General features: G+C 67.9%; 20 protein-coding genes and 1 riboswitch. Of the genes, 10 read left to right on the top strand and 10 right to left on the bottom strand.

Annotated elements, in window-relative coordinates; all coding sequences use genetic code 11:
• Positions 1 to 5 precede the first annotated feature (5 nt).
• Positions 6 to 464 (bottom strand): MarR family winged helix-turn-helix transcriptional regulator, encoded by a 459-nt coding sequence (locus tag ACIREO_RS31195; RefSeq protein WP_404116252.1) that lies wholly within the window; start codon positions 462 to 464, stop codon positions 6 to 8.
• A 152-nt stretch (positions 465 to 616) separates the two neighbouring features.
• Between ACIREO_RS31195 and ACIREO_RS31190 the strand changes: the two genes are divergently transcribed.
• Positions 617 to 1,861 (top strand): MFS transporter, encoded by a 1,245-nt coding sequence (locus tag ACIREO_RS31190; RefSeq protein WP_404116250.1) that lies wholly within the window; start codon positions 617 to 619, stop codon positions 1,859 to 1,861.
• Here ACIREO_RS31190 and ACIREO_RS31185 read toward each other — a convergent pair.
• From ACIREO_RS31185 to ACIREO_RS31165, 5 genes are all read right to left on the bottom strand, one after another.
• On the bottom strand, positions 1,761 to 2,273 hold the full coding sequence (locus tag ACIREO_RS31185; RefSeq protein WP_404116248.1) for a DUF2269 domain-containing protein: 513 nt from the start codon (positions 2,271 to 2,273) through the stop codon (positions 1,761 to 1,763). The genes ACIREO_RS31190 and ACIREO_RS31185 overlap by 101 nt on opposite strands.
• Before the next feature lie 125 nt (positions 2,274 to 2,398).
• The gene (locus ACIREO_RS31180; protein WP_404116246.1) at positions 2,399 to 2,878 is read right to left on the bottom strand and encodes an NUDIX domain-containing protein; all 480 of its coding nucleotides are present in this window, start codon (positions 2,876 to 2,878) and stop codon (positions 2,399 to 2,401) included.
• A 52-nt stretch (positions 2,879 to 2,930) separates the two neighbouring features.
• Complete coding sequence (locus ACIREO_RS31175) at positions 2,931 to 3,827, bottom strand: LysR family transcriptional regulator (RefSeq protein WP_404116244.1); 897 nt, start codon at positions 3,825 to 3,827, stop codon at positions 2,931 to 2,933.
• A 274-nt stretch (positions 3,828 to 4,101) separates the two neighbouring features.
• Complete coding sequence (locus tag ACIREO_RS31170) at positions 4,102 to 5,226, bottom strand: cystathionine gamma-lyase (RefSeq protein ID WP_404116243.1); 1,125 nt, start codon at positions 5,224 to 5,226, stop codon at positions 4,102 to 4,104.
• A gap of 64 nt (positions 5,227 to 5,290) precedes the next feature.
• Positions 5,291 to 5,668: a phage holin family protein gene (locus ACIREO_RS31165; RefSeq protein WP_404116241.1), complete on the bottom strand. Its 378-nt coding sequence runs from the start codon at positions 5,666 to 5,668 to the stop codon at positions 5,291 to 5,293.
• 77 nt (positions 5,669 to 5,745) lie between these two features.
• On the opposite strand from ACIREO_RS31165, the gene ACIREO_RS31160 reads away from it, so the two are divergent.
• The 4 genes from ACIREO_RS31160 (at position 5,746) to ACIREO_RS31145 (ending at position 8,030) form a co-directional block, all read left to right on the top strand.
• Positions 5,746 to 6,063, top strand: a complete 318-nt coding sequence (locus ACIREO_RS31160) for a cupin domain-containing protein (protein WP_404116239.1) — start codon at positions 5,746 to 5,748, stop codon at positions 6,061 to 6,063.
• 163 nt (positions 6,064 to 6,226) lie between these two features.
• Positions 6,227 to 6,436: a DUF5326 family protein gene (locus tag ACIREO_RS31155; protein ID WP_404116405.1), complete on the top strand. Its 210-nt coding sequence runs from the start codon at positions 6,227 to 6,229 to the stop codon at positions 6,434 to 6,436.
• 287 nt (positions 6,437 to 6,723) lie between these two features.
• Entirely contained in the window at positions 6,724 to 7,491 is a 768-nt protein-coding gene (locus ACIREO_RS31150) for an IclR family transcriptional regulator (protein WP_404116237.1), read from the top strand.
• Positions 7,492 to 7,592: 101 nt separating this feature from the next.
• Positions 7,593 to 8,030, top strand: coding sequence for an SsgA family sporulation/cell division regulator (locus ACIREO_RS31145; RefSeq protein WP_030123081.1), 438 nt, complete (start codon positions 7,593 to 7,595; stop codon positions 8,028 to 8,030).
• Between the two features lie 56 nt (positions 8,031 to 8,086).
• On the opposite strand, the gene ACIREO_RS31140 is transcribed toward ACIREO_RS31145, so the two are convergent.
• Entirely contained in the window at positions 8,087 to 9,442 is a 1,356-nt protein-coding gene (locus tag ACIREO_RS31140) for a YibE/F family protein (RefSeq protein ID WP_404116235.1), read from the bottom strand.
• A 71-nt stretch (positions 9,443 to 9,513) separates the two neighbouring features.
• Positions 9,514 to 9,647, top strand: a riboswitch (TPP riboswitch).
• Here ACIREO_RS31140 and thiC point away from each other — a divergent pair.
• The gene (thiC, locus tag ACIREO_RS31135) at positions 9,640 to 11,424 is read left to right on the top strand and encodes a phosphomethylpyrimidine synthase ThiC (protein ID WP_404116233.1); all 1,785 of its coding nucleotides are present in this window, start codon (positions 9,640 to 9,642) and stop codon (positions 11,422 to 11,424) included. Its footprint overlaps the riboswitch before it by 8 nt.
• A 377-nt stretch (positions 11,425 to 11,801) precedes the next feature.
• Positions 11,802 to 12,158: a DUF805 domain-containing protein gene (locus ACIREO_RS31130; protein WP_404116231.1), complete on the top strand. Its 357-nt coding sequence runs from the start codon at positions 11,802 to 11,804 to the stop codon at positions 12,156 to 12,158.
• A gap of 91 nt (positions 12,159 to 12,249) precedes the next feature.
• On the opposite strand, the gene ACIREO_RS31125 is transcribed toward ACIREO_RS31130, so the two are convergent.
• From ACIREO_RS31125 to ACIREO_RS31115, 3 genes are all read right to left on the bottom strand, one after another.
• Positions 12,250 to 13,074 (bottom strand): hypothetical protein, encoded by an 825-nt coding sequence (locus ACIREO_RS31125; protein WP_404116229.1) that lies wholly within the window; start codon positions 13,072 to 13,074, stop codon positions 12,250 to 12,252.
• 181 nt (positions 13,075 to 13,255) lie between these two features.
• A complete protein-coding gene (locus ACIREO_RS31120) occupies positions 13,256 to 14,311 on the bottom strand; it encodes a metallophosphoesterase (RefSeq protein WP_404116227.1) in 1,056 nt (351 codons plus the stop codon).
• 174 nt (positions 14,312 to 14,485) lie between these two features.
• On the bottom strand, positions 14,486 to 15,598 hold the full coding sequence (locus tag ACIREO_RS31115; RefSeq protein WP_404116225.1) for a LacI family DNA-binding transcriptional regulator: 1,113 nt from the start codon (positions 15,596 to 15,598) through the stop codon (positions 14,486 to 14,488).
• 403 nt (positions 15,599 to 16,001) lie between these two features.
• Between ACIREO_RS31115 and hisC the strand changes: the two genes are divergently transcribed.
• The 3 genes from hisC (at position 16,002) to cydB (ending at position 19,904) form a co-directional block, all read left to right on the top strand.
• Entirely contained in the window at positions 16,002 to 17,081 is a 1,080-nt protein-coding gene (gene hisC, locus ACIREO_RS31110; RefSeq protein WP_404116223.1) for a histidinol-phosphate transaminase, read from the top strand.
• 293 nt (positions 17,082 to 17,374) lie between these two features.
• A complete protein-coding gene (locus ACIREO_RS31105) occupies positions 17,375 to 18,883 on the top strand; it encodes a cytochrome ubiquinol oxidase subunit I (protein ID WP_404116221.1) in 1,509 nt (502 codons plus the stop codon).
• Between the two features lie 19 nt (positions 18,884 to 18,902).
• Positions 18,903 to 19,904, top strand: coding sequence for a cytochrome d ubiquinol oxidase subunit II (gene cydB, locus ACIREO_RS31100; protein ID WP_404116219.1), 1,002 nt, complete (start codon positions 18,903 to 18,905; stop codon positions 19,902 to 19,904).
• The last annotated feature ends 4 nt before the right edge of the window (positions 19,905 to 19,908 follow it).

The following is a 19,908-nucleotide window of genomic DNA, read 5'->3' as shown; positions in this document are numbered from 1 at the left end:
CCGGTTCAGGCGGGGACCTTCAGTGCCTCGACCGTCCGGACCAGAGGGGCGAGTTCAGGGTACTCGGCGGCCTCGTCGAGAGCGGCGCGGAGCGCGGTGTCGTTGGTCGGCCTGGCCTCGTTCAGCAGCGTGAGGCCCGCTTCGGTGACGTCCGTGTAGATGCCCCGCCGGTCCGTGTCGCAGAGGTAGCGGGTGAGCAGGCCCCGGTCCTCGAGCCGGGTGACCAGCCGTGTGGTGGCGCTCTGGCTCAGCACCACGGCGTCCGCGACCTGCTTCATCTGCAGATGCCCGCCCGTGCCGCTGTGCTGGCGGCTCAGGACGTCGAGCAGGGAGAACTCGCGCGCGCTGAGGTTGTGGCGGGACTGAAGGGCCCGTTCGATACGGGCCTCGATCTTCCCGTGGAGCAGGGAGAGGGCGCACCAGCTCTGCGCAAGGGCCGTCAGTGCGGGGTCTGTCGCTGTCATGGTCTCTCCTCCGTACGGGAGCTGCTTCCCTCAGCTGTCTTCCTCCAGGATAGGGCACACATGCAATAGTCCGCGCTTGCAATTAACAGGCGTCTGCAATTATTGTGGACGCTTGTTAAGTGCAGACGCAGTCTTTCAGGAAGGTGACACCCATGCCGCTCGCGCTCCTCGCCCTCGCCATCGGAGCATTCGGTATCGGCACAACCGAGTTCGTGATCATGGGGTTGCTTCCCGATGTCGCAGCGGACTTCCAGGTCTCGATCCCGACCGCGGGTTTCCTGGTCACGGGCTACGCCCTGGGGGTGGTCCTCGGTGCTCCGCTGATGACCGTTCTGGGCACCCGCGTGACCCGAAAGCGGATGCTGATGCTCCTGATGGGGCTGTTCATCGTGGGGAACGTGGTGTCCGCACTCGCCCCCACCTTCGGTGCGATGCTCGCAGGGCGGGTGATCGCCTCACTCGCCCATGGTGCCTTCTTCGGTATCGGATCGGTCGTGGCGGCGGATCTGGTCGCCCCGGAGAAGAAGGCCGGTGCCATCGCCATGATGTTCACCGGACTCACCGTCGCCAACGTCGTCGGGGTCCCGCTGGGCACCTTCATCGGCCAGAACCTCGGCTGGCGCGTCACGTTCTTCGTCGTCGCGGGACTCGGAGTCCTGGGTCTCCTCGGTGTGGCGAAGCTCGTTCCTGAGCAGCCGAAACCTCAAGGCGTGCGGATCCGTCATGAACTGGCCGCGTTCCGCAATGTCCAGGTGCTCCTCGCCATGGCGATGACGGTTCTGGGCTTCGGCGGCGTCTTCGCGGCGATCACCTACATCACCCCGATGATGACCGGGACAGCCGGCTTCGCGACGTCGTCCGTCACCTGGCTGCTGGTCCTCTTCGGGCTCGGCATGGTCGGCGGGAATCTGCTCGGCGGGAAGTTCGCCGACCGCCATCTGATGCCGATGCTGTACGTGGCGCTGGGCGCGCTTGCGACGGTCCTGGCTCTGTTCACGCTGACCGCGCACAACAAGATCGCCGCCGCGGTGACCATCTTCCTCATCGGGGCTCTTGGCTTCGCGACCGTGCCGCCGCTCCAGAAGCGCGTTCTCGATCAGGCGGCCGGTGCGCCCACCCTGGCCTCAGCCGTGAACATCGGTGCCTTCAACCTCGGTAACGCGCTCTCGGCATGGCTCGGCGGCATCGTGATCGCGGCCGGGTTCGGTTACACCGCGCCCAACTGGGTCGGCGCCGCACTCGCTGCCTCGGCGCTGCTCCTGGCGCTGCTCTCCGGCGGGCTCGAGCGGCGGAGCGTCACGGCCGGCCGGCCGGTTGTCCCGCACGCTGCTGAGCCTGCCGGAGGCGATGGCCTCGGCGGGTCGGCCCCCACGGCTTCAGTACCGATATCGCGGTGATGAAGAGATACGTGGCCGTGGCCACCGAGGGTGCGATCACCAGGTCGATGTCTGTTACACCCCGGGCCGCGGCCTCGTTGATGCCCGGTCGGAGCGAGAAGACCGACAGCCCCGCGGTGATCAGGGTCAGCCAGAACTTCGTCCAGACCCAGCGATGCCTGGCCAGGCCCCACGGGGTACGGAGCGCCAGCACCAGACCGCTGAGGAGTGACAGCAGGGCGACCGGCACGACGAGCCAGTCACCGAAGACCTTCATGGCGCGGGTCGATGCCTGAGCCATCGTGGCGTCGTGGGTGAGGAACGCGGTGAGGCCGAGCGCCAGCAACCCCCCGGTGAGGCCCAGCCAGCTCACGGACACCGCTACATGGGCGACGAGGATGGATCGGCGAACTGGCCGCTTGAGTGGTTTCACGTGAAACACGGTGTCAAGCGAGAGGCATGCGGTCATCTGACAGCGGGAGTATCCCCGGCTACTGGCCTCGGCGTACGCGGCGGGCCCGGCCCGAGCGTCGCACTCCTCGCCGGGCGGTCCAGGCCTCAGCCCAGGTCGGGTGCGTGCAATGCGCGTACGCCCTCGATATTGGCGTCCAGATAGTGCCGCAGGGACAGGGGGACGAGGTGTACGGCCGCGATTCCGATCCGGCTGAAGGGCACCCGGACCACCTCGTACTCCCCGCAGGGGTCGTCGATCTCCGGTCCGTGCCGGCGCGACAGATCCATCGAAGCCAGTCGGCAGACGAAGAACTGCTGCACCTTCACGCCTTTTACTCCGCCGCCGGCGATGTGTTCGACGGTATCGACGAAGCAGGGCACCACGTCGACGATCTTGGCGCCGAGCTCCTCGTCGATTTCACGGTGCAGTGCGTCGACGACGGTGGCGTCCTCCGGCTCGACGCCACCACCAGGCGTGATCCAGTACGGGTCCACACCGGGCTTGGTGCGCTTGATCAGGATGAGGTCATTGCCGTCGAGCAGGACGGCGCGTGCTGTGCGCTTGACCACCGGACGTTCGGTCATGGCAAGAGAGTGGCCCAGGAAAGCCGGTCTGAAACTCCTATCGGCGGACCGGTCACCAGTCCACGGCGGCCCGCACCAGCCACTCGTGAGCCCGCGCGATGTGCGGGAGCCCGAGTGTCCCGGTCCTCGCGATGAGGAAGTACGTGCGGAGCGGTGGCATCGGTGGGTCGAGGAGTGCCACGACCTCCCCCCGCTCCAGCGCGTCCTCGCAGAGGTAGCGCGGCAGTACGGCGAGGCCGGCGCCCGCTGCCGCACACTCCAGAACCGCGCGGAGATCCGGTGCGATCACGGCTGCGGAGGCGGCGGGACGGCTGTCGAAGACCGTCGCCCAGTAGCGGGAGACCAGGGGGAGACTCTCGTGGACCTCGACCACCGGCAGCTGCTCCAGGAGTACGGAGCCCTTGTGGCGCAATGCCCCGGGGCCCAGACGTCCCGCCCAGCGTGGTGCGGCGACCAGGACGTGCTCCTCGTCGCAGAGGGTGGTCGATGTCAGCAGCCCGCCGCGTGGACGGGCGGTGGTGATGGCCAGATCATGATGTCCCGCCGCCAGCCCTTCCAGGGTGTCCTCGGGGTTCGCGACGAATGTGCTGCGCAGCGCGAGCCCCTGTGAGATCAGCGGGGTGAGGGCGGGCAGCGCCCGTACGGAGGTGAACTCAGGAGGGCCTGCCAGGTGCAGTGTCCTCGTCCCGGACTCCTCGTCGAGCTCCACCTCGACGAGGTCGACCAGCGCGTCCAGGTGAGGGGCCGCCCGGTGGGCGAGCTCGTCGCCAACGGTGGTGGGGGTCACCCCACGGGCCCTGCGCAGGAAGAGCGGGCGGCCCAGTTGCCGTTCCAGCGTGCGTATCTGCGAGGTGACGGCCGGCTGGGACAGACCCAGCAGGGCGGCGGCCCGAGTGAACGATCCGGCCCGGTGCACCGTGACGAATGTGCGCAGCAGGGCCAGGTCCATGGTCCGCCCCCTCCACCCTCGCGGACACTGCGCCGTCCCGCACCGTCCCTCACGACCGCCCCAACTATAAATATGTCGATAGGACGCTGTCGCTACTGTGATTGGACACTGACGCAGAGTCAACTAGCCTTGTCCAAGCGGTTCTCGGCGCAGGAACCGGGGTGGTCCGAGCCATGAGGGGGGAGGCTCGGACCGCTCGTCCCGAGCAGGACCGGTCCGGTGGACGGGGACGCCCGTCCCGGACCGGTCCTGCCAGGACCTGAGGGGGAGAGGGTCAGCGCGCGGACGCGTCCAGTGCGCGTTCCACGTCGGCCAGAAGATCCTCGGCGTCCTCGGCGCCGACCGAGAAACGGACAAAACCCTCCGGCACCGCGTCCCCGCCCCAGCGGGCCCGGCGCTCGGCGGTGGAGCGCAGGCCGCCGAAGCTCGTCGCGTCATCGACCAGGCGCAGCCCGGCCAGGAAGCGTTCCGCGGTGCCCTTGTCCGCCAGTACGAACGAGACCACGGAGCCGAAGCGCCGCATCTGCCGGACCGCGATGGGGTACGAGGGATCGCCGGGCAGCCCCGGGTACCGGAGCCCCGCCACGTCCGCACGCTTGGACAGGGCCTCGGCCAGTGCCAGCGCGGTCGTGCACTGGCGGTCGATCCGCAGCTGCAGCGTGGCCAGCGAACGGTGCGCGAGCCAGGCCTCCATGGGGCCGGGAATGGCGCCGACCACCTTGCGCCAGCGTCGTACTCCGGCAGTGAGCTGCGGATCCCGGCAGCTGACATGGCCCAGCAGGATGTCCCCGTGCCCGGTCATGCCCTTGGTGTCGCTGGCCACCGAGAAGTCCGCGCCCAGTTCGAGGGGGCGCTGGCCGAGAGGGGTGGCCAGAGTGTTGTCGACGGCCACCAGGACCCCCGCGGCGTGGGCGGCCTCCACGAGCCTGCGTACGTCACAGACGTCAAGGCCGGGGTTGGAGGGGGTCTCGATCCACAGCAGCTTCGCCCCGTCGAGCAGTTCCAGCTGCGCGTCCCCGCCGGTCGGTGCGGTCCGCACCTCGACGCCGTACGCCTCCAGCTGCTCCCGCACCAAGGGAAGAGCCTGATAGCCGTCATTGGGCAGGACCACGGCGTCGCCCGTCCGCGCCTGGGACAGCAGGACGGCCGAGATGGCGGCCATCCCGGAGGCGAAGACCGTGGTTCCGACCTCCTCCCCCGGCGCCTCCAGCTCGCCGATAGCGCGCTCCAGGTGGGTCCAGGTCGGATTCGTCTCCCGGCCGTACGTATAGGGGCCGACCGGCTCGCCGGACAGATGGAAGTGCGCGGCGAAGACCGGGCCGGGGAGTGTGGGCTCGTACTGCTCCGGTTCGGGCAGGCCGGCTCGTACAGCCCGTGTTCCGTCGCCTGTGGTGCTCATGTCGATACCTCGTCTCTCCCCGGCGTGCGCCGGTCCGCTCCGCACTGTGTCATCAAGGGAGGGATCAGTCCTCCTCGGGGAGCACCACGTTGAGCGCCCAGGAGACGACCGAGATGATGAGCCCGCCCAGGACCGCGGTCCAGAAGCCTTCCACATGGAAACTCACGTCGACCACGCCGGCCAGCCACGAGGTCAGCATCAGCATCAGGGCGTTGACCACGAGTGTGATCAGCCCGAGCGTGAGGATGAACAGAGGGAGGGTGAGCAGCTTCACCACCGGCTTGACGATGAAGTTCACCAGACCGAACAGCAACGCGACCACGATCAGCGCGAGCACCTTGCGTCCGGTGTTGTCGCCGGTCAGCGTGATGTCCTGGAGCAGCCAGATGGCTACAGCCAGCGCACCCGCGTTGGCGATCGTCTTGACTACGAAATTCTTCATGTGTCTGATCGTGGCAGACATGATCGGTGGCGGGCACCGTCGGGACAGACGGTACGGGCGCGAGGGGCGGACGGACGATGAAGGCATTCAGACTGGACGAACTGGAGGCGGAACGCGCTGCCAACGAAGGCGCGTATCTGCAGTTCATCCGGGAACGGAACATGTCCGTCGGCCTGTACGCCCTGGACGCCGGCGCGCTCGATACGCAGCAGCCGCACAAGCAGGACGAGGTGTACCTCGTCGTGAGCGGCCACGGCTCGATCACGGTGGGCACGGAGACGACGCAGGTGGCGCGGGGGAGCGTCGTGTACGTACCCGCCGGGGCCGCCCACAAGTTCCACCACATCACCGAGGACCTCAGAGTGATGGTGATCTTCTCCCCGCCGGAGGGCTGACCGGTCCTCCCGGGGTTTCCTCCGGCTCCGGAGGGTTCTCGGGGCCCGATGTTCCCTAGGGGATCGTTCAGGGGATTTCAAGGGCTCCGGGGCGCCCGCCGGCCACCCCCACGGCTCTAGCATCGAAGCAGGAACTCATAGAGACGAGGTAACAGCGATGGCGGTGCGGGAGATTTTCGCGGGGCTGCCCTGGTGGGTGAAGTGGGTCGCGGTGCCTCTCATCGTGCTCGTTGTGTTCGGCGGCCTGATCGCCAGCGTGGTCGGGTTCGTCATCGGGCTGCTGTTCAAGGTGCTGGTCTTCGTCGTCCTCGTGGGCGGTCTGATCTTCGTCGTGCGGAAGTTCATGTCCTCGTCCGAGCGCAAAGACTGGTAGGGCCATCGGGCGGAGCCCGGTCACGCGGTGTCCGGGGTCCGCGTGCCGGGCCGCGGGATCGGGCGATTAGCCCAGCTGAGCTAAGTCACGGTCGAAACCTCACTCGTGACTGAACGTGCGGATACAGTGACGTACCGCTGCCGCCAGCTGGGAAATGACGGTCCGTCACCATCCTGCCCAGTGGTTTGTGCGACCGTCCGGTCTCCGGACCCCAGGCTCGCGGCGGGCCCGTGGGGGCGGCCCCCGCGGGAGGGCTGAGAGCCCGTCACCATGCCTGGGGGTGACCTGTGACCACGGCATCGAGTACCGCTGTCCCGACGTTGATCGGTTCGGTTCAGCGGGCGTTGAGACTTATGGAGGCTGTGGGCACCCATCGGGACGGGGCGCCGGCCAAGCAGCTCGCCCGGGAGGCCGGGCTCCCCCTTCCCACCGCCTATCACCTGCTGCGGACCCTCACCCATGAGGGGTATCTCCGCAGGGAGAACGGCGTCTTCCTGTTCGGGGCCGCGGCCGAGCGCCTGGGCGGAGGCCCCGCGACGCCGCGTCCTGGCGTGATCGTCGAATCGCTCGCCCACTGGGCGGACGTCATCGGTGCCCCTGTGTACTGCGCCCTGTACAAGGATGGCGAGATCGAGATGGTCGCCGTGGCCGATACCCCGGCCGTTCCCGCAGTGCACGAGTGGGCCTCGTTCCGTGAGACGGGCCATGCCCACGCCCTCGGGCAGTGTCTCCTCGGGCAGCTCGACGAGCGCGCACGCGAGGATCATCTGGACCGGCACCCCGTCCGGCCGCTGACGCGTTACTCCGTAAGGGACCGTCAGGCGCTGCTGAACCGGCTGAGATCGATGAAACGTACGGAACCTGTCATTGAACGCCAGGAGTACGCAGTGGGGACGGTCTGTGCGGCCATTCCGATCACTGTCGGTTCTGCTGTTGCGGCCATGGCCGTTTCTCTCCCGCTGCACCAAGAGGAACGGTTGCTCCCCGCAGTCGAACAACTACGCTGCGAAGTGACTACTCTCTTGCGCTCGTTCGTGTTCTCTATCAGTATCTGAAAAATCACTCCTTGTGATCTGCTATCGCGTGCACCACGATGGCGTCAATAGGGCCATGGGGGATCATTCCTGGCCAGTTTCATCTACTGCGGGGTTGAACGATGCGCGAGTCGGTTCAAGCAGAGGTCATGATGAGCTTCCTCGTCTCCGAGGAGCTCTCCTTCCGTATTCCGGTGGAGCTCCGGTACGAGGTCAGTGATCCGTATGCGATCCGGATGACCTTCCACCTGCCAGGTGACGCCCCCGTCACCTGGGCATTCGGCCGCGAGCTGCTGCTCGACGGTCTCAACAGCCCCAGTGGCGACGGCGATGTGCACATCGGCCCGATCGAGCCCGAGGGGCTGTCGGACGTACATATCCGCCTTCAGGTCGGTGCGGACCGTGCGCTCTTCAGGGCGGGCACAGCACCTCTTGTGGCCTTTCTCGACCGGACGGACAAGCTGGTGCCGTTGGGGCAGGAGCACACTCTGGGTGACTTCGACGGCAACTTGGAAGAGGCGCTGGGCCGCATCCTCGCCAAGGAGCAGAACGCCGGCTGAACAGAAAGATCCGGACGAACACCGAACACCGAACACCGGAAAACTGGTGGCGCGGCTCAGGCCTTGCGGCGTCGTCCCCTCCCGGTCCGTGCGGGTGCAGGAGCTCCGGCTTCCGTGCCGAGCCCCGTGCGGTCCGCGGAGACCACCAGGGCCGCGAGCACCGTCGTCACCGGCACCGAGGCGACCAGCCCGATCGATCCGACCAGTGTGCGGACGATCTCCTCGGCGACCAGCTCGCTGTTGGCCACCGTGCCCACACTGCTCTGCGCGATCGAGAACAGCAGCAGCAGGGGCAGCGCCGCGCCCGCATAGGCGAGCACGAGCGTGTTGACGACCGATGCGATGTGGTCGCGCCCGATCCGGATGCCCGCCCGGTAGAGCCGGCGTGCGCCCATGGTCGGGTCGGCCTGGTGCAGCTCCCAGACCGCTGACGTCTGGGTCACTGTCACGTCGTCGAGCACGCCGAGCGAGCCGATGATCACACCGGCGAGCAGCAGGCCGCTCATGTCGATCTCCGGGTACAGCCCATGGATCAGGCCGGTGTTGTCATCCGTGTTCCCGGACAGACCGGCCCAGCCGATGAAGAGCGAACCCAGCAGCCCGATCAGCAGCAGTGAGATGAGCGTGCCGATGACGGCGACGGATGTGCGGGCCGTCAGCCCATGGCAGGTGTAGAGGGCGATCAGCATGATGGCACTGGCCCCGATCACCGCGACGACCAGGGGATTCGAGCCCTGCAGAATCGCCGGCAGGATGAACAGGGTCAGCACGGCGAACGAGACGGCGAGCGCGATCAGCGCCATCAGTCCGCGCAGTCTGCCCACCACGACGACCGCGAGGGCGAAGATCCCGGCGAGCAGCGCCATCGGGAACGCGCGGTCCACGTCGGTCACCGAATACTGCAGGTCCCGGGGCGCGTCAGGCGCGTACGCCACGATCACGCCTTGCCCCTCGCGCAGTTGCCGCGGGGCGTCGGGCTGGACGACCTCGACGAACGTACGGCCCTTGTCCTTACCGGTGGTCACTTCGACCGTGGCCTTCTCGCACTGCCCCGACTGCTCGTTGACGGCCTCCCGGCCCGAGGGCGTGGAGGTGTCGCCGGTCGGCGGCACCTGCGAGGCGTTGACATCCGCGCAGTCCACCGACACGACCTTCGTGACCTGCCCGTCCTGAGTCTGCCGGTCGAAGCCGACCCCGGTGCGCTCATGGGCGGGGGCCCCGCCGGGCCAGAACGCCACGAGGCCGACCAGAACCGCGGTGGCGAACGGGATCAGTACGGCAGCGATGATCTTGCGCAGATGCTTCGACACGGGCGCGGCAGGACCATGGCTGTGGGTGTGGCCGTGCGCATGACTCTCTGTGCTGCCTGATGCGGGGCCGTGGGGTTCGGGGGCGCTTCCGGGGGACGTCACCCCGCGATCATCCCAAGAACAGGGGAGGCCCTCTGGCCAGCACGCCAGGACGGAGGTTAGCGTGGAGGCACATTTGTACACGCGGGAGCTCGGAGCACCGGGCTGAGAGGGCGCTGACCTCCGTATCTCCGTACGGAACACGCTGCGCCGACCGCCGAACCTGTTACCGGGTAATGCCGGCGTAGGGAGTAGGTCTCATGACCACAGCGGACGCACGCACGCCTGCCTCGAAGCAGAACGCGCAGAACGACGAGGCCGGGAAGTCCATCGGCTGGCACAAGGGATACGTCCAGGGTTCGCGCCCGGACCTCCAGGTGCCGGTCCGTCAGGTGCACCTCACCAACGGCAAGGACGTGACGCTGTACGACACGTCCGGGCCGTACACCGATCCCACCACCGACACCGACGTACGCCGAGGGCTCGCCCCGCTCCGGGAGAACTGGATCATCGCCCGCGGGGACACCGAGGAGTACGCGGGCCGTCCCGCGCTTCCCGAGGACGACGGGCTCAAGCACACCTCGCCGCGGGGAGGCCTGCGCAACCTCGACGCGGTCTTCCCGGGCCGCCCGCGCCAGCCCCGCCGCAGCCGCGACGGCAGGCCCGTCACACAGCTCGCGTACGCCCGCCGGGGGGAGGTCACCCCGGAGATGGAGTACGTCGCGATCCGGGAGAGCGTCGAAGCCGAGGTCGTGCGCGAGGAGATCGCGGCGGGCCGGGCCGTCCTGCCGGCCAACGTCAACCACCCGGAGATCGAGCCGATGATCATCGGCAAGCGCTTCCTGGTGAAGGTCAACGCCAACATCGGCAACTCCGCCGTCACCTCCTCCATCGAGGAGGAGGTGGACAAGATGACCTGGGCCACCAAGTGGGGCGCCGACACGGTCATGGACCTCTCCACCGGCCGTAACATCCACACCACCCGTGAGTGGGTCCTGCGCAACTCCCCCGTGCCGATCGGCACCGTCCCCCTCTACCAGGCACTCGAGAAGGTCGACGGCCGGGCCGAGGAACTGACGTGGGAGATCTACAAGGACACCGTCGTCGAGCAGGCCGAGCAGGGCGTCGACTACATGACGGTGCACGCCGGTGTGCGGCTCCCCTACGTGCCGCTGACGGCACGTCGCAAGACCGGCATCGTCTCGCGCGGCGGGTCCATCATGGCCGCCTGGTGCCTGGCGCACCACAAGGAGTCCTTCCTGTACGAGCACTTCGAGGAGCTCTGCGAGATCCTCGCGGCCTTCGACGTGACGTACTCGCTGGGTGACGGGCTGCGCCCCGGCTGCATCGCCGACGCCAACGACGAGGCGCAGTTCGCCGAACTCCGGACGCTCGGCGAGCTCAACACCGTCGCCAAGCGGTTCGGCGTACAGACGATGATCGAGGGCCCGGGGCATGTCCCGATGCACAAGATCAAGGAGAACATCGACCTCCAGCAGGAGATCTGCGAGGAGGCGCCCTTCTACACACTGGGCCCGCTCACCACGGACGTCGCACCCGCGTACGACCACATCACCTCGGGCATCGGTGCGGCGATGATCGCCTGGTGGGGGACGGCGATGCTCTGTTACGTCACGCCCAAGGAGCACCTGGGGCTGCCCAACCGTGACGACGTGAAGACCGGTGTCATCACGTACAAGATCGCCGCTCATGCGGCGGACCTCGCCAAGGGGCACCCAGGGGCGCAGGAGTGGGACGACGCTCTGTCGGACGCCCGCTTCGAGTTCCGCTGGGAGGATCAGTTCAATCTGGCACTCGACCCCGACACCGCGCGCGAGTTCCACGACGAGACGCTGCCGGCCGAGCCGGCGAAGACGGCGCACTTCTGCTCGATGTGCGGCCCCAAGTTCTGCTCGATGAAGATCTCCCATGACATCCGGCGGGAGCACGGGGCCGACCAGGCCGAGATCGAGGCGGGGATGGCGGAGAAGTCCAAGGAGTTCGCGGCGAGCGGCAACCGCGTGTACCTGCCCCTGGCGGACTGACCGCTGACTGTGGTGAGGGCTCCTGGAGAGCCTTCACCACAGTCCTGTGCCGTGCGGCCGCCCTGAACTCCTGCACGGGCCATGGGCCGTGGCCGACGTCGTCCTGGACCCGGAAGCGGGCTTCGGTCCGGACGTCGGATTGTGCTGGTACAACAGGAAGAGTGCCCACAATGGCTGGTTCAGACCGGTCAGTACCGTCCTGCCGGGCCGTCGGGGGGCTTTCGGCGTCAGTATGGACACAGCTGTGCTGCAGGTAGATGTAAGTTCTCGCACCGCCCCGAACGCTGTTGACCATTTCCTTATCTGTGCTTTACCTTCCGCTGGGCTTGGCCGAAATTGGTGTGCGCCCCAACGGGGCGCCAGGGGAGGGAAACACAGTGGACTGGTACCTGGCTGTACTCAAGAACTACGCGGGCTTCGGCGGACGTGCGCGCCGCAAGGAGTACTGGATGTTCGCGCTCTTCAACTTCATAGCCGCAGTGGTCCTGAGCATGCTCGGCCTCGCCATCGACTCGCAGATTCCCTACTACATCTACCTGGTCGCGGTGTTCATCCCGTCGCTCGCCGTCGCCGTGCGCCGGCTGCACGACACCAGCCGCACCGGCTGGTGGCTCCTGATCGCCCTCATCCCGCTCGTGGGCGCCATCATCCTGCTCGTCTTCCTGTGCACCGAGGGTGCGCGCGAGGTGAACGAGTACGGCCCGAACCCGAAGCTCGCCCCGCAGGGAATCTGACCTCCTCTCAGGGGGAGGCCGGCAGAGGCCGGAGCGGCAGGACGCCGCTCCGGCCTCTGCCGTACGGGGTGTGGGGCAGAGGCCGGCCGGATCACTCCGGCTGGTGCTCCGGGCCGCCGTAGTCCGGGCTGGTGAAGTCGGGGCTGGTGAAGGTCGGGCGCGGACCGGCCGAAGGGCCGTCCTCCGGTCCGGAGAAGTCCGGCCTGCTGTAGCCGATCTTCGGGATCCGGTCGGGCGAGCGGTGCGGTGTGCGCGAGGCGGGCCCCGCGGTCGGATCGGCCAGCGCGTCCCGGAGAAAGGGCAGGATGCCGCGTTCCAGCAGGGCGTGGCGCCATGCCTCCCGGGCGCGCGCCACGTCCTCCGGCAGTTCCTCCTCCTCGCCCATGGCCGGCAGCGCGGTGGCGCCGTTGCGCAGGGCGGCGACGAGGAGCCCCACCGCCGAGACGAGGGTGGCCGCTGCGGCGACGGCCGCGAAGAACCAGCCGGCGGCGACCATGGTGCCGGCGAAGGCCGGAGCGGGGCTGAGCGCCTTCAGCGGGTAGCCGACCACCAGGAATATCAGCGCGGCCGTACCGGCGAGGACGGGTGCCAGTACGGCGATCACCGCGAGGGTGCCGGCGCCCGTGGGGCCGGCCTCGTCCGTGGCGGGCCCGAGGACGGATGCGTGGGCGTCCGGGTCTCCCGGTCCGCGCAGCTCGCCGCGGACCTTCACGTAGTGGTCGTACTCGGTGGCCGCCGCCGCGGTGATCAGGGGCGTCGCGTTGAGTGCCATCGTCCGCAGCTGTTCCGCGTTGAGCCGGTCGCCGACTCCGTCCAGATCCGGTCGTTCGTGGGCATGACGCAGCGCGTCGGCGAGGATCCGCTCGTACTCGGGGCGGTCCTCGGCCAGTAGGTGCGGAGCGCTTTTCATGTGCATCCCCCGATGCTCCGTAGGGCCTGATCGACCGTGCGGGCCGGGCGATCGGGCGGAAACGGAGGAGAGCCTGCGACTGATACGCCGATGGTAGAGCGCCTACGGCACGGGGTGACAGGGTGTTTCCGGAAATAGGCCCAGCTGCTGACGGTGTCGGGTCGTGATGCGTCTTCCCCGGCGACCGTCAGTCATGCAGGGGAAGTTGCACGACCAGCAGCTTTCCGGCCATGGTCACCCCGCCGTCCATGGCGATGGCGAGCCCTTCCGCGTAGACATGCGGGCCGTCCACCACGGGCCGCGCCACGTCCTCGCCCTCCTCCGATCCGACCTCGCCGAGCAGATACGGAATGGGACTGTGGCCGTGGACGACGCGCTGCCCGCCGTAGGTCGACATCAGTTCTCGGACGGCCTGCGCGCCCTCGTCGCGGAAGGCGAACCGCTTGGTGAGTTTGCGGAAGAGTTCCCAGCACTCGTCGGCGTCGTTCCGCGTGAGAATGGCGTGCACCGTGTCGTTGACGTCCTCGATGGTGGATCCGTAGTCGAGGTAGGCGGTCGTGTCGGAGTGCATCAGCAGATGCCCGTCCTCCTCGACGACCGCGTCGAGCCGGGCCATCCACTGGAGGTGTACGTCCTCGAGCCGTTCCATATCCGTCTTCTGGCCACCGTTGAGCAGCCAGGCGGCCTGGAACGTCGCGGTTCCGGCACCGGAGTTCACCGGGGTGTCGCCGAACCTCTTCGCGCCGAGCAACAGCAGTTCGTGGTTGCCCATGAGGGCCTTGCAGTACCCCCCGGCGGCCGCGGCCTCAGCGGAGAGACGCATGACGAGATCGATGACGCCGATACCGTCCGGGCCGCGGTCGGTGAAGTCGCCCAGGAACCAGAGTCTGGCGTTGCCCGCCGCCCACCGGCCGTCGGCGTCCACCAGGCCCTGCTCACCCAGAGCGGCCAGGAGCTCGTCCAGATAGCCGTGTACGTCGCCGACGACGTACAGCGGACCCCGGCCGGAGTCGGCGGCGGGCCGGGGCTCCGGTACCACCTCCACCTGGACGGTGTCGCCGCGGTTGATCACGGGAAGATCGCGCGCCGTGGGGGTGTACCCCTCCGGCGGTTCGTCGCCCACCGCGGCATTGCCGGGGTGCGGCAACGGCGCGGGTGCGGGCACCTGCGCATACGGCGGTACGCGGAAGTCACGCAACGTCGCTGTCCGCACTACGGGTTCCTGACCGGCCCCCTGAGTCATCGACCCCTCCACCACCGTCGCGCCTCCGTACACCTGACGGGCCCTGCCTGGTAGAGGTGGTCCGCGGTGTCGTGCGCCCATCATAGGAATGCGGATCGTGCTGTGTGACGCACCAGGGGTGTTGAATCCGTGCGAGCATCCGGTTCGTCGGCCGTTTGGTCCGGATTAATCCGTTCAATCCCCGGCCGGTGATCGCGGAGGGCTGACCGTGGTGCGCGGCGGACGCCGTTGGGAGGACGTCCTGACGATGAGCTCCGTCGGTATCACCTGCTCCAGCGGACCGTCGTGTTCGACCCCTTCGATGGCGTCGATGAGGAGCTGGATGACGGCCGTGCCGATTCTGCGGGGCTTCAGCGAGAGCGTGGTGATGGGGGGTTCGGTGGACGCGTACACCGTGGATTCGCTGCAGCAGACCAGCAGGAGGTCCTCAGGCACCCGCAGGCCGTACCGGCGCGCGGCGGCGAGCAGATCGGTGCCGTTGGGGTCGAAGAGCCCGTAGACGGCGTCGGGGCGGTCGGGGCGGGCCAGCAGGCGGTCGGCGGCGACCGCGCCCGCGCAGGGGTCGTGGGCCGGGTAGGACTCGTAGACCGGATCCTGGCCGACCCGCTCGCACCAGTGCAGATAGGCGGTGGTGGAGAGCCGGGTGTACGTGTCGGTGGTGGTGCCGGTCAGCAGCCCGATACGGCGGGCTCCCGCGGCCGCGAGGTGGTCCAGGAGATCGAGTACGGCGGCCCGGTGGTCGTTGTCGACCCAGGCGGTGACGGGGAGCGTGCCCGCGGGACGGCCGTCGGAGACGACGGGAAGCCCCTGGCGCACGAGTTCGGTGACCACGGGGTCCTGGTCGGAGGGGTCGATGACGACTGTCCCGTCGAGCGCGACGTTCGACCACACGTCGTGGCGCGAGGTGGCGGGAAGGATCACGAGGGCGTAGCCCCGGGCGAGCGCGGCCGATGTGGCGGCTCTCGCCATCTCTGCGAAGTAGGCGAATTCGGTGAAGGTGAAAGGTTCATCCCCGTACGTGGTCACGGTCAGGCCGATGAGCCCCGACTTGCCGGTACGGAGGGTTCGGGCCGCCGCGGACGGGCGGTAGCCCAGCCGTTCGGCGACCTCGCGGACATGCCGGCGGGTGGTATCCGGGAGCCTGCCCTTGCCGTTGAGTGCGTCCGAAACGGTCGTGATGGAGACCCCGGCCGCCGCGGCTACGTCCCGGATCCCCGCCCGTCCTTGCCGGCCGCTGCGGCGGGGCGTCTCTGTCCGGCTCACCTGGTGCTTCCCTGCTGCTGTCATGGCGAGCCGATAGTAGGGCTCCGGAGCCCGGTCAGGCCGGTCGCATATGCACACGTCGGCAGGCACGTTTCTGCATGATCGAAAAGGCGTAAATGCCTTGTAAATCAAGGGCGTTGCGGCCGTCTGTGACGATGTGTCATGCATCGGTGTGCGGGGACCTGCTGAATGGTCCATGTCTCGAAGAGGTCTCAACTCACCTGTTCGAGGGATGCGCGCCACGGAGTGAGCGACCGGCGCGCGCCGGGAGGCGCGGCGCTCCCCCTCTCAGGGGGCTGCCGGAGCCGTGCGTGGCAGACGTCTCCCGCCCGAGGGGGCGATTTCGGATCCCGGCCGTTCGCACAGGTGCCCAATCCTCATAAGGTGAGCAGTATTGATGTGTACGGACGGTCGAGGAGGACCTGCGGTGAGCGAGACGAGCCCGAAGCTGCGCGCCGAGCTGGACGGCGTCCCTGCGTATGTGCCGGGCAAGCCGGCGTCCGCGGAGGGGCCGGTTGCCTTCAAGCTGTCCTCCAACGAGAACCCGTATCCCCCGCTGCCCGGGGTCATGGAGTCGGTGCTCGCCGCGGCTGCCGGCTTCAACAGGTACCCGGACATGGCCTGCACCGGTCTGATGAACGAGCTGGCCGACCGGTTCGGCGTGCCGGTCTCCCATCTGGCCACCGGCACGGGCTCCGTCGGCGTCGCCCAGCAGTTGCTCCAGGCCACTTCGGGTCCGGGCGACGAGGTCATCTATGCCTGGCGCTCGTTCGAGGCCTACCCGATCATCACGCAGATCAGCGGTGCGACGTCGGTCAGGGTGCCGCTGACCGACGGTGAGGTGCACGATCTCGACGCCATGGCCGGTGCGGTCACCGACCGGACCCGGATGATCTTCGTCTGCAACCCGAACAACCCGACCGGCACGGTGGTGCGCCGGGCGGAGCTGGAGCGCTTCCTGGACCGTGTCCCGGACGATGTCCTGGTCGTGCTCGACGAGGCGTACAAGGAGTTCATCCGGGACGCCGACGTGCCGGACGGCATCGAGATCTACCGCGACCGTCCCAATGTCGCGGTGCTCCGCACGTTCTCCAAGGCGTACGGCCTCGCCGGCCTGCGGGTCGGCTTCGCCGTGGCGCACGAGCCCGTGGCGGCGGCGCTGCGCAAGACGGCCGTCCCGTTCGGTGTCAGCCAGGTCGCGCAGGACGCCGCGGTCGCCTCGCTGCGCGCCGAGGACGAGCTGCTCGGCAGGGTCGGATCGCTGGTCGGCGAGCGTGCCCGGGTGTACGAGGGGCTCGTGCGGCAGGGCTGGACCGTTCCGGAGTCCCAGGCGAACTTCGTCTGGCTGCGGCTCGGGGACCGCACGCTCGACTTCGCCGGGGTCTGCGAGCGGGCGGGTGTGGTCGTGCGGCCTTTCGCCGGTGAGGGCGTGCGGGTCACGATCGGGGAGGCCGAGGCCAACGACGTGTTCCTGAAGGTGGCGGAGTCCTTCCGCCTGGAGCGGTAGCGGCGCGGCCGGCGCCTGCGCTCCGGTGGCCCCGGACCTCGATCACCGAGGTCCGGGGCCACCGCGTTTCCGTGTCCCGGCGGCTGCCGGTCCGAGCTCATAGGTCTGTCCGGTTTGCGATGGCTCGGCCGGGTCGGCCGGAAAGCACCCCCCACTCGATGCCTTCGAAGATATGTGCGCCATAATTGCTTGTGAATGTGAACGCGTTCACAAGCGCGTCCCGTTTCCTCCCGTGATCGGGTGGTTCGTGGGCGGCCCGCGCGTGTGCTCGCGGTGACGTAAGGAGAAGAGTCGTGGACCTGGCTCTGGCACCAGAGACCCTGGCGCGCTGGCAGTTCGGCATCACCACCGTCTACCACTTCCTGTTCGTCCCCCTGACGATCTCTCTCGCCGCGCTCACCGCCGGCCTGCAGACCGCCTGGGTGCGCACGGACAACGAGAAGTACCTCAGGGCCACCAAGTTCTGGGGCAAGCTTTTCCTGATCAACATCGCCATGGGCGTGGTCACCGGCATCGTCCAGGAGTTCCAGTTCGGCATGAACTGGTCCGACTACTCCCGGTTCGTCGGTGACGTCTTCGGTGCCCCGCTCGCCTTCGAGGCGCTGATCGCGTTCTTCTTCGAGTCCACCTTCATCGGGCTGTGGATCTTCGGCTGGGACAAGTTGCCGAAGAAGATCCATCTCGCCTGTATCTGGATGGTGTCGATCGGCACGATCCTCTCGACGTTCTTCATCCTGGCCGCCAACTCCTGGATGCAGCACCCGGTCGGCTACCGGATCAACGAGGAACGCGGCCGTGCCGAGCTCACGGACTTCTGGCACGTGCTCACGCAGAACACGGCGCTGGCCCAGTTCTTCCACACGATCACCGCGGCCTTCCTGGTGGGCGGCGCGTTCATGGTCGGTATCGCCGCCTTCCACCTCGCACGCAAGAAGCACATCCGGGTGATGCGGACCTCCCTGCGGCTCGGACTCGTCACCGTGGTCGCCGCAGGCCTGCTCACCGCCGTCAGCGGTGACGTCCTCGGCAAGGTGATGTTCAAGCAGCAGCCGATGAAGATGGCCGCGGCCGAGGCTCTGTGGGAGGGCCAGGACGGGGCGCCCTTCTCGCTCTTCGCGGTCGGCGACGTCGCCGAAGGGCACAACACGGTGGAGGTCTCGGTCCCCGGAATACTGTCCTTCCTCGCGGACGACACGTTCACGTCGTACATCCCCGGCATCAACGACATCAACAAGGCGGAGCAGGAGAAGTACGGTCCGGGCGACTACCGGCCGAACATTCCGGTCGCCTTCTGGAGTTTCCGCTGGATGATCGGCTTCGGCATGGCCTCCTTCGGCCTCGGGCTGCTGGGCCTCTGGCTGACGCGGAAGAAGTTCATGCTGCCGGAGGCACTGCGCACCGGTGAGGACGACGTACCGAATCTGGTGCTCTTCAAGAACAAGGCGCTGAGCTCGAAGCTCGCCAAGCTGTACTGGATCACAGCCCTCTGGACCATGCTCTTCCCCTTGATCGCCAACTCCTGGGGCTGGATCTTCACCGAGACGGGGCGCCAGCCCTGGGTGGTGTACGGGGTGTTCCAGACCCGAGACGCCGTCTCACCAGGCGTCTCGCAGGGGGAGGTCCTCACCTCCATGATCGGTTTCACCGCGCTCTACGCGGTGCTGGCAGTCATCGAGGTCAAGCTCCTCCTGAAGTACGTCAAGGCCGGACCGCCCGAGCTCACCGAGGCCGACCTCAACCCGCCCACCCGGATCGGCGGTCACGACCAGGACGCCGACCGGCCGATGGCCTTCTCCTACTGAGATCAAGCGGAGCTGAGAGATGGAACTCCACGACGTCTGGTTCGTGCTCATCGCCGTCCTGTGGACCGGCTACTTCTTCCTGGAGGGATTCGACTTCGGTATCGGGGTCCTCACCAAGCTGCTGGCCCGTGACCGCAAGGAGCGCCGGGTCCTGATCAACACGATCGGGCCGGTCTGGGACGGGAACGAGGTGTGGCTGCTCAGCGCGGGCGGTGCGACCTTCGCGGCGTTCCCGGAGTGGTACGCCACCCTGTTCTCCGGTTTCTACCTGCCCCTGCTGGTCATCCTGTTCTGCCTGATCGTGCGCGGGGTGGCCTTCGAGTACCGGGCGAAGCGGCCCGAGGAGCGGTGGCAGACCAACTGGGAGCACGCGATCTTCTGGACATCGCTGATCCCGGCCGTTCTCTGGGGTGTGGCCTTCGGGAACATCGTCCGCGGGGTGAAGATCGATGCCGATATGGAGTACGTCGGTAACCTCTGGGACCTCCTCAACCCGTACGCCGTTCTCGGCGGGCTGGTCACGCTGTTCCTCTTCACCTTCCACGGCGCGGTGTTCGCCGCGCTCAAGACCGTCGGGGACATCCGGGAGCGGGCGCGAGGGCTGGCCTTCAAGCTGGGCCTGGCCACGGCGGTTCTCGCGCTTGGCTTCCTCGTCTGGACCCAGGCGGACAACGGCAACGGCTGGAGCCTGGCGGCGGTGATCATCGCCGTGGTGTCGCTGGTCGCGGCCATCGGCGCCATCGCGGCAGGACGTGAGGGCTGGTCCTTCGCGTTCTCCGGGGTGACGATCACGGCGACGGTCGCCATGCTCTTCCTGACGCTCTTCCCCAACGTGATGCCGTCCTCGCTGAACGACGCCTGGAACCTGACGGTCTCCAACGCCTCGTCCAGCCCGTACACCCTCAAGATCATGACCTGGTGTGCCGGCATCGCCACTCCGGTGGTGCTGCTGTACCAGGGCTGGACGTACTGGGTGTTCCGTAAGCGCATCGGCACGCACCACATCGCCGACGCGCACTGAACGG

The sequence above is a fragment of the Streptomyces sp. NPDC102441 genome (genome assembly GCF_044765585.1).
Classification (GTDB): Bacteria; Actinomycetota; Actinomycetes; order Streptomycetales; family Streptomycetaceae; genus Streptomyces.
This window is presented reverse-complemented; position numbering and strand designations above follow the sequence as displayed.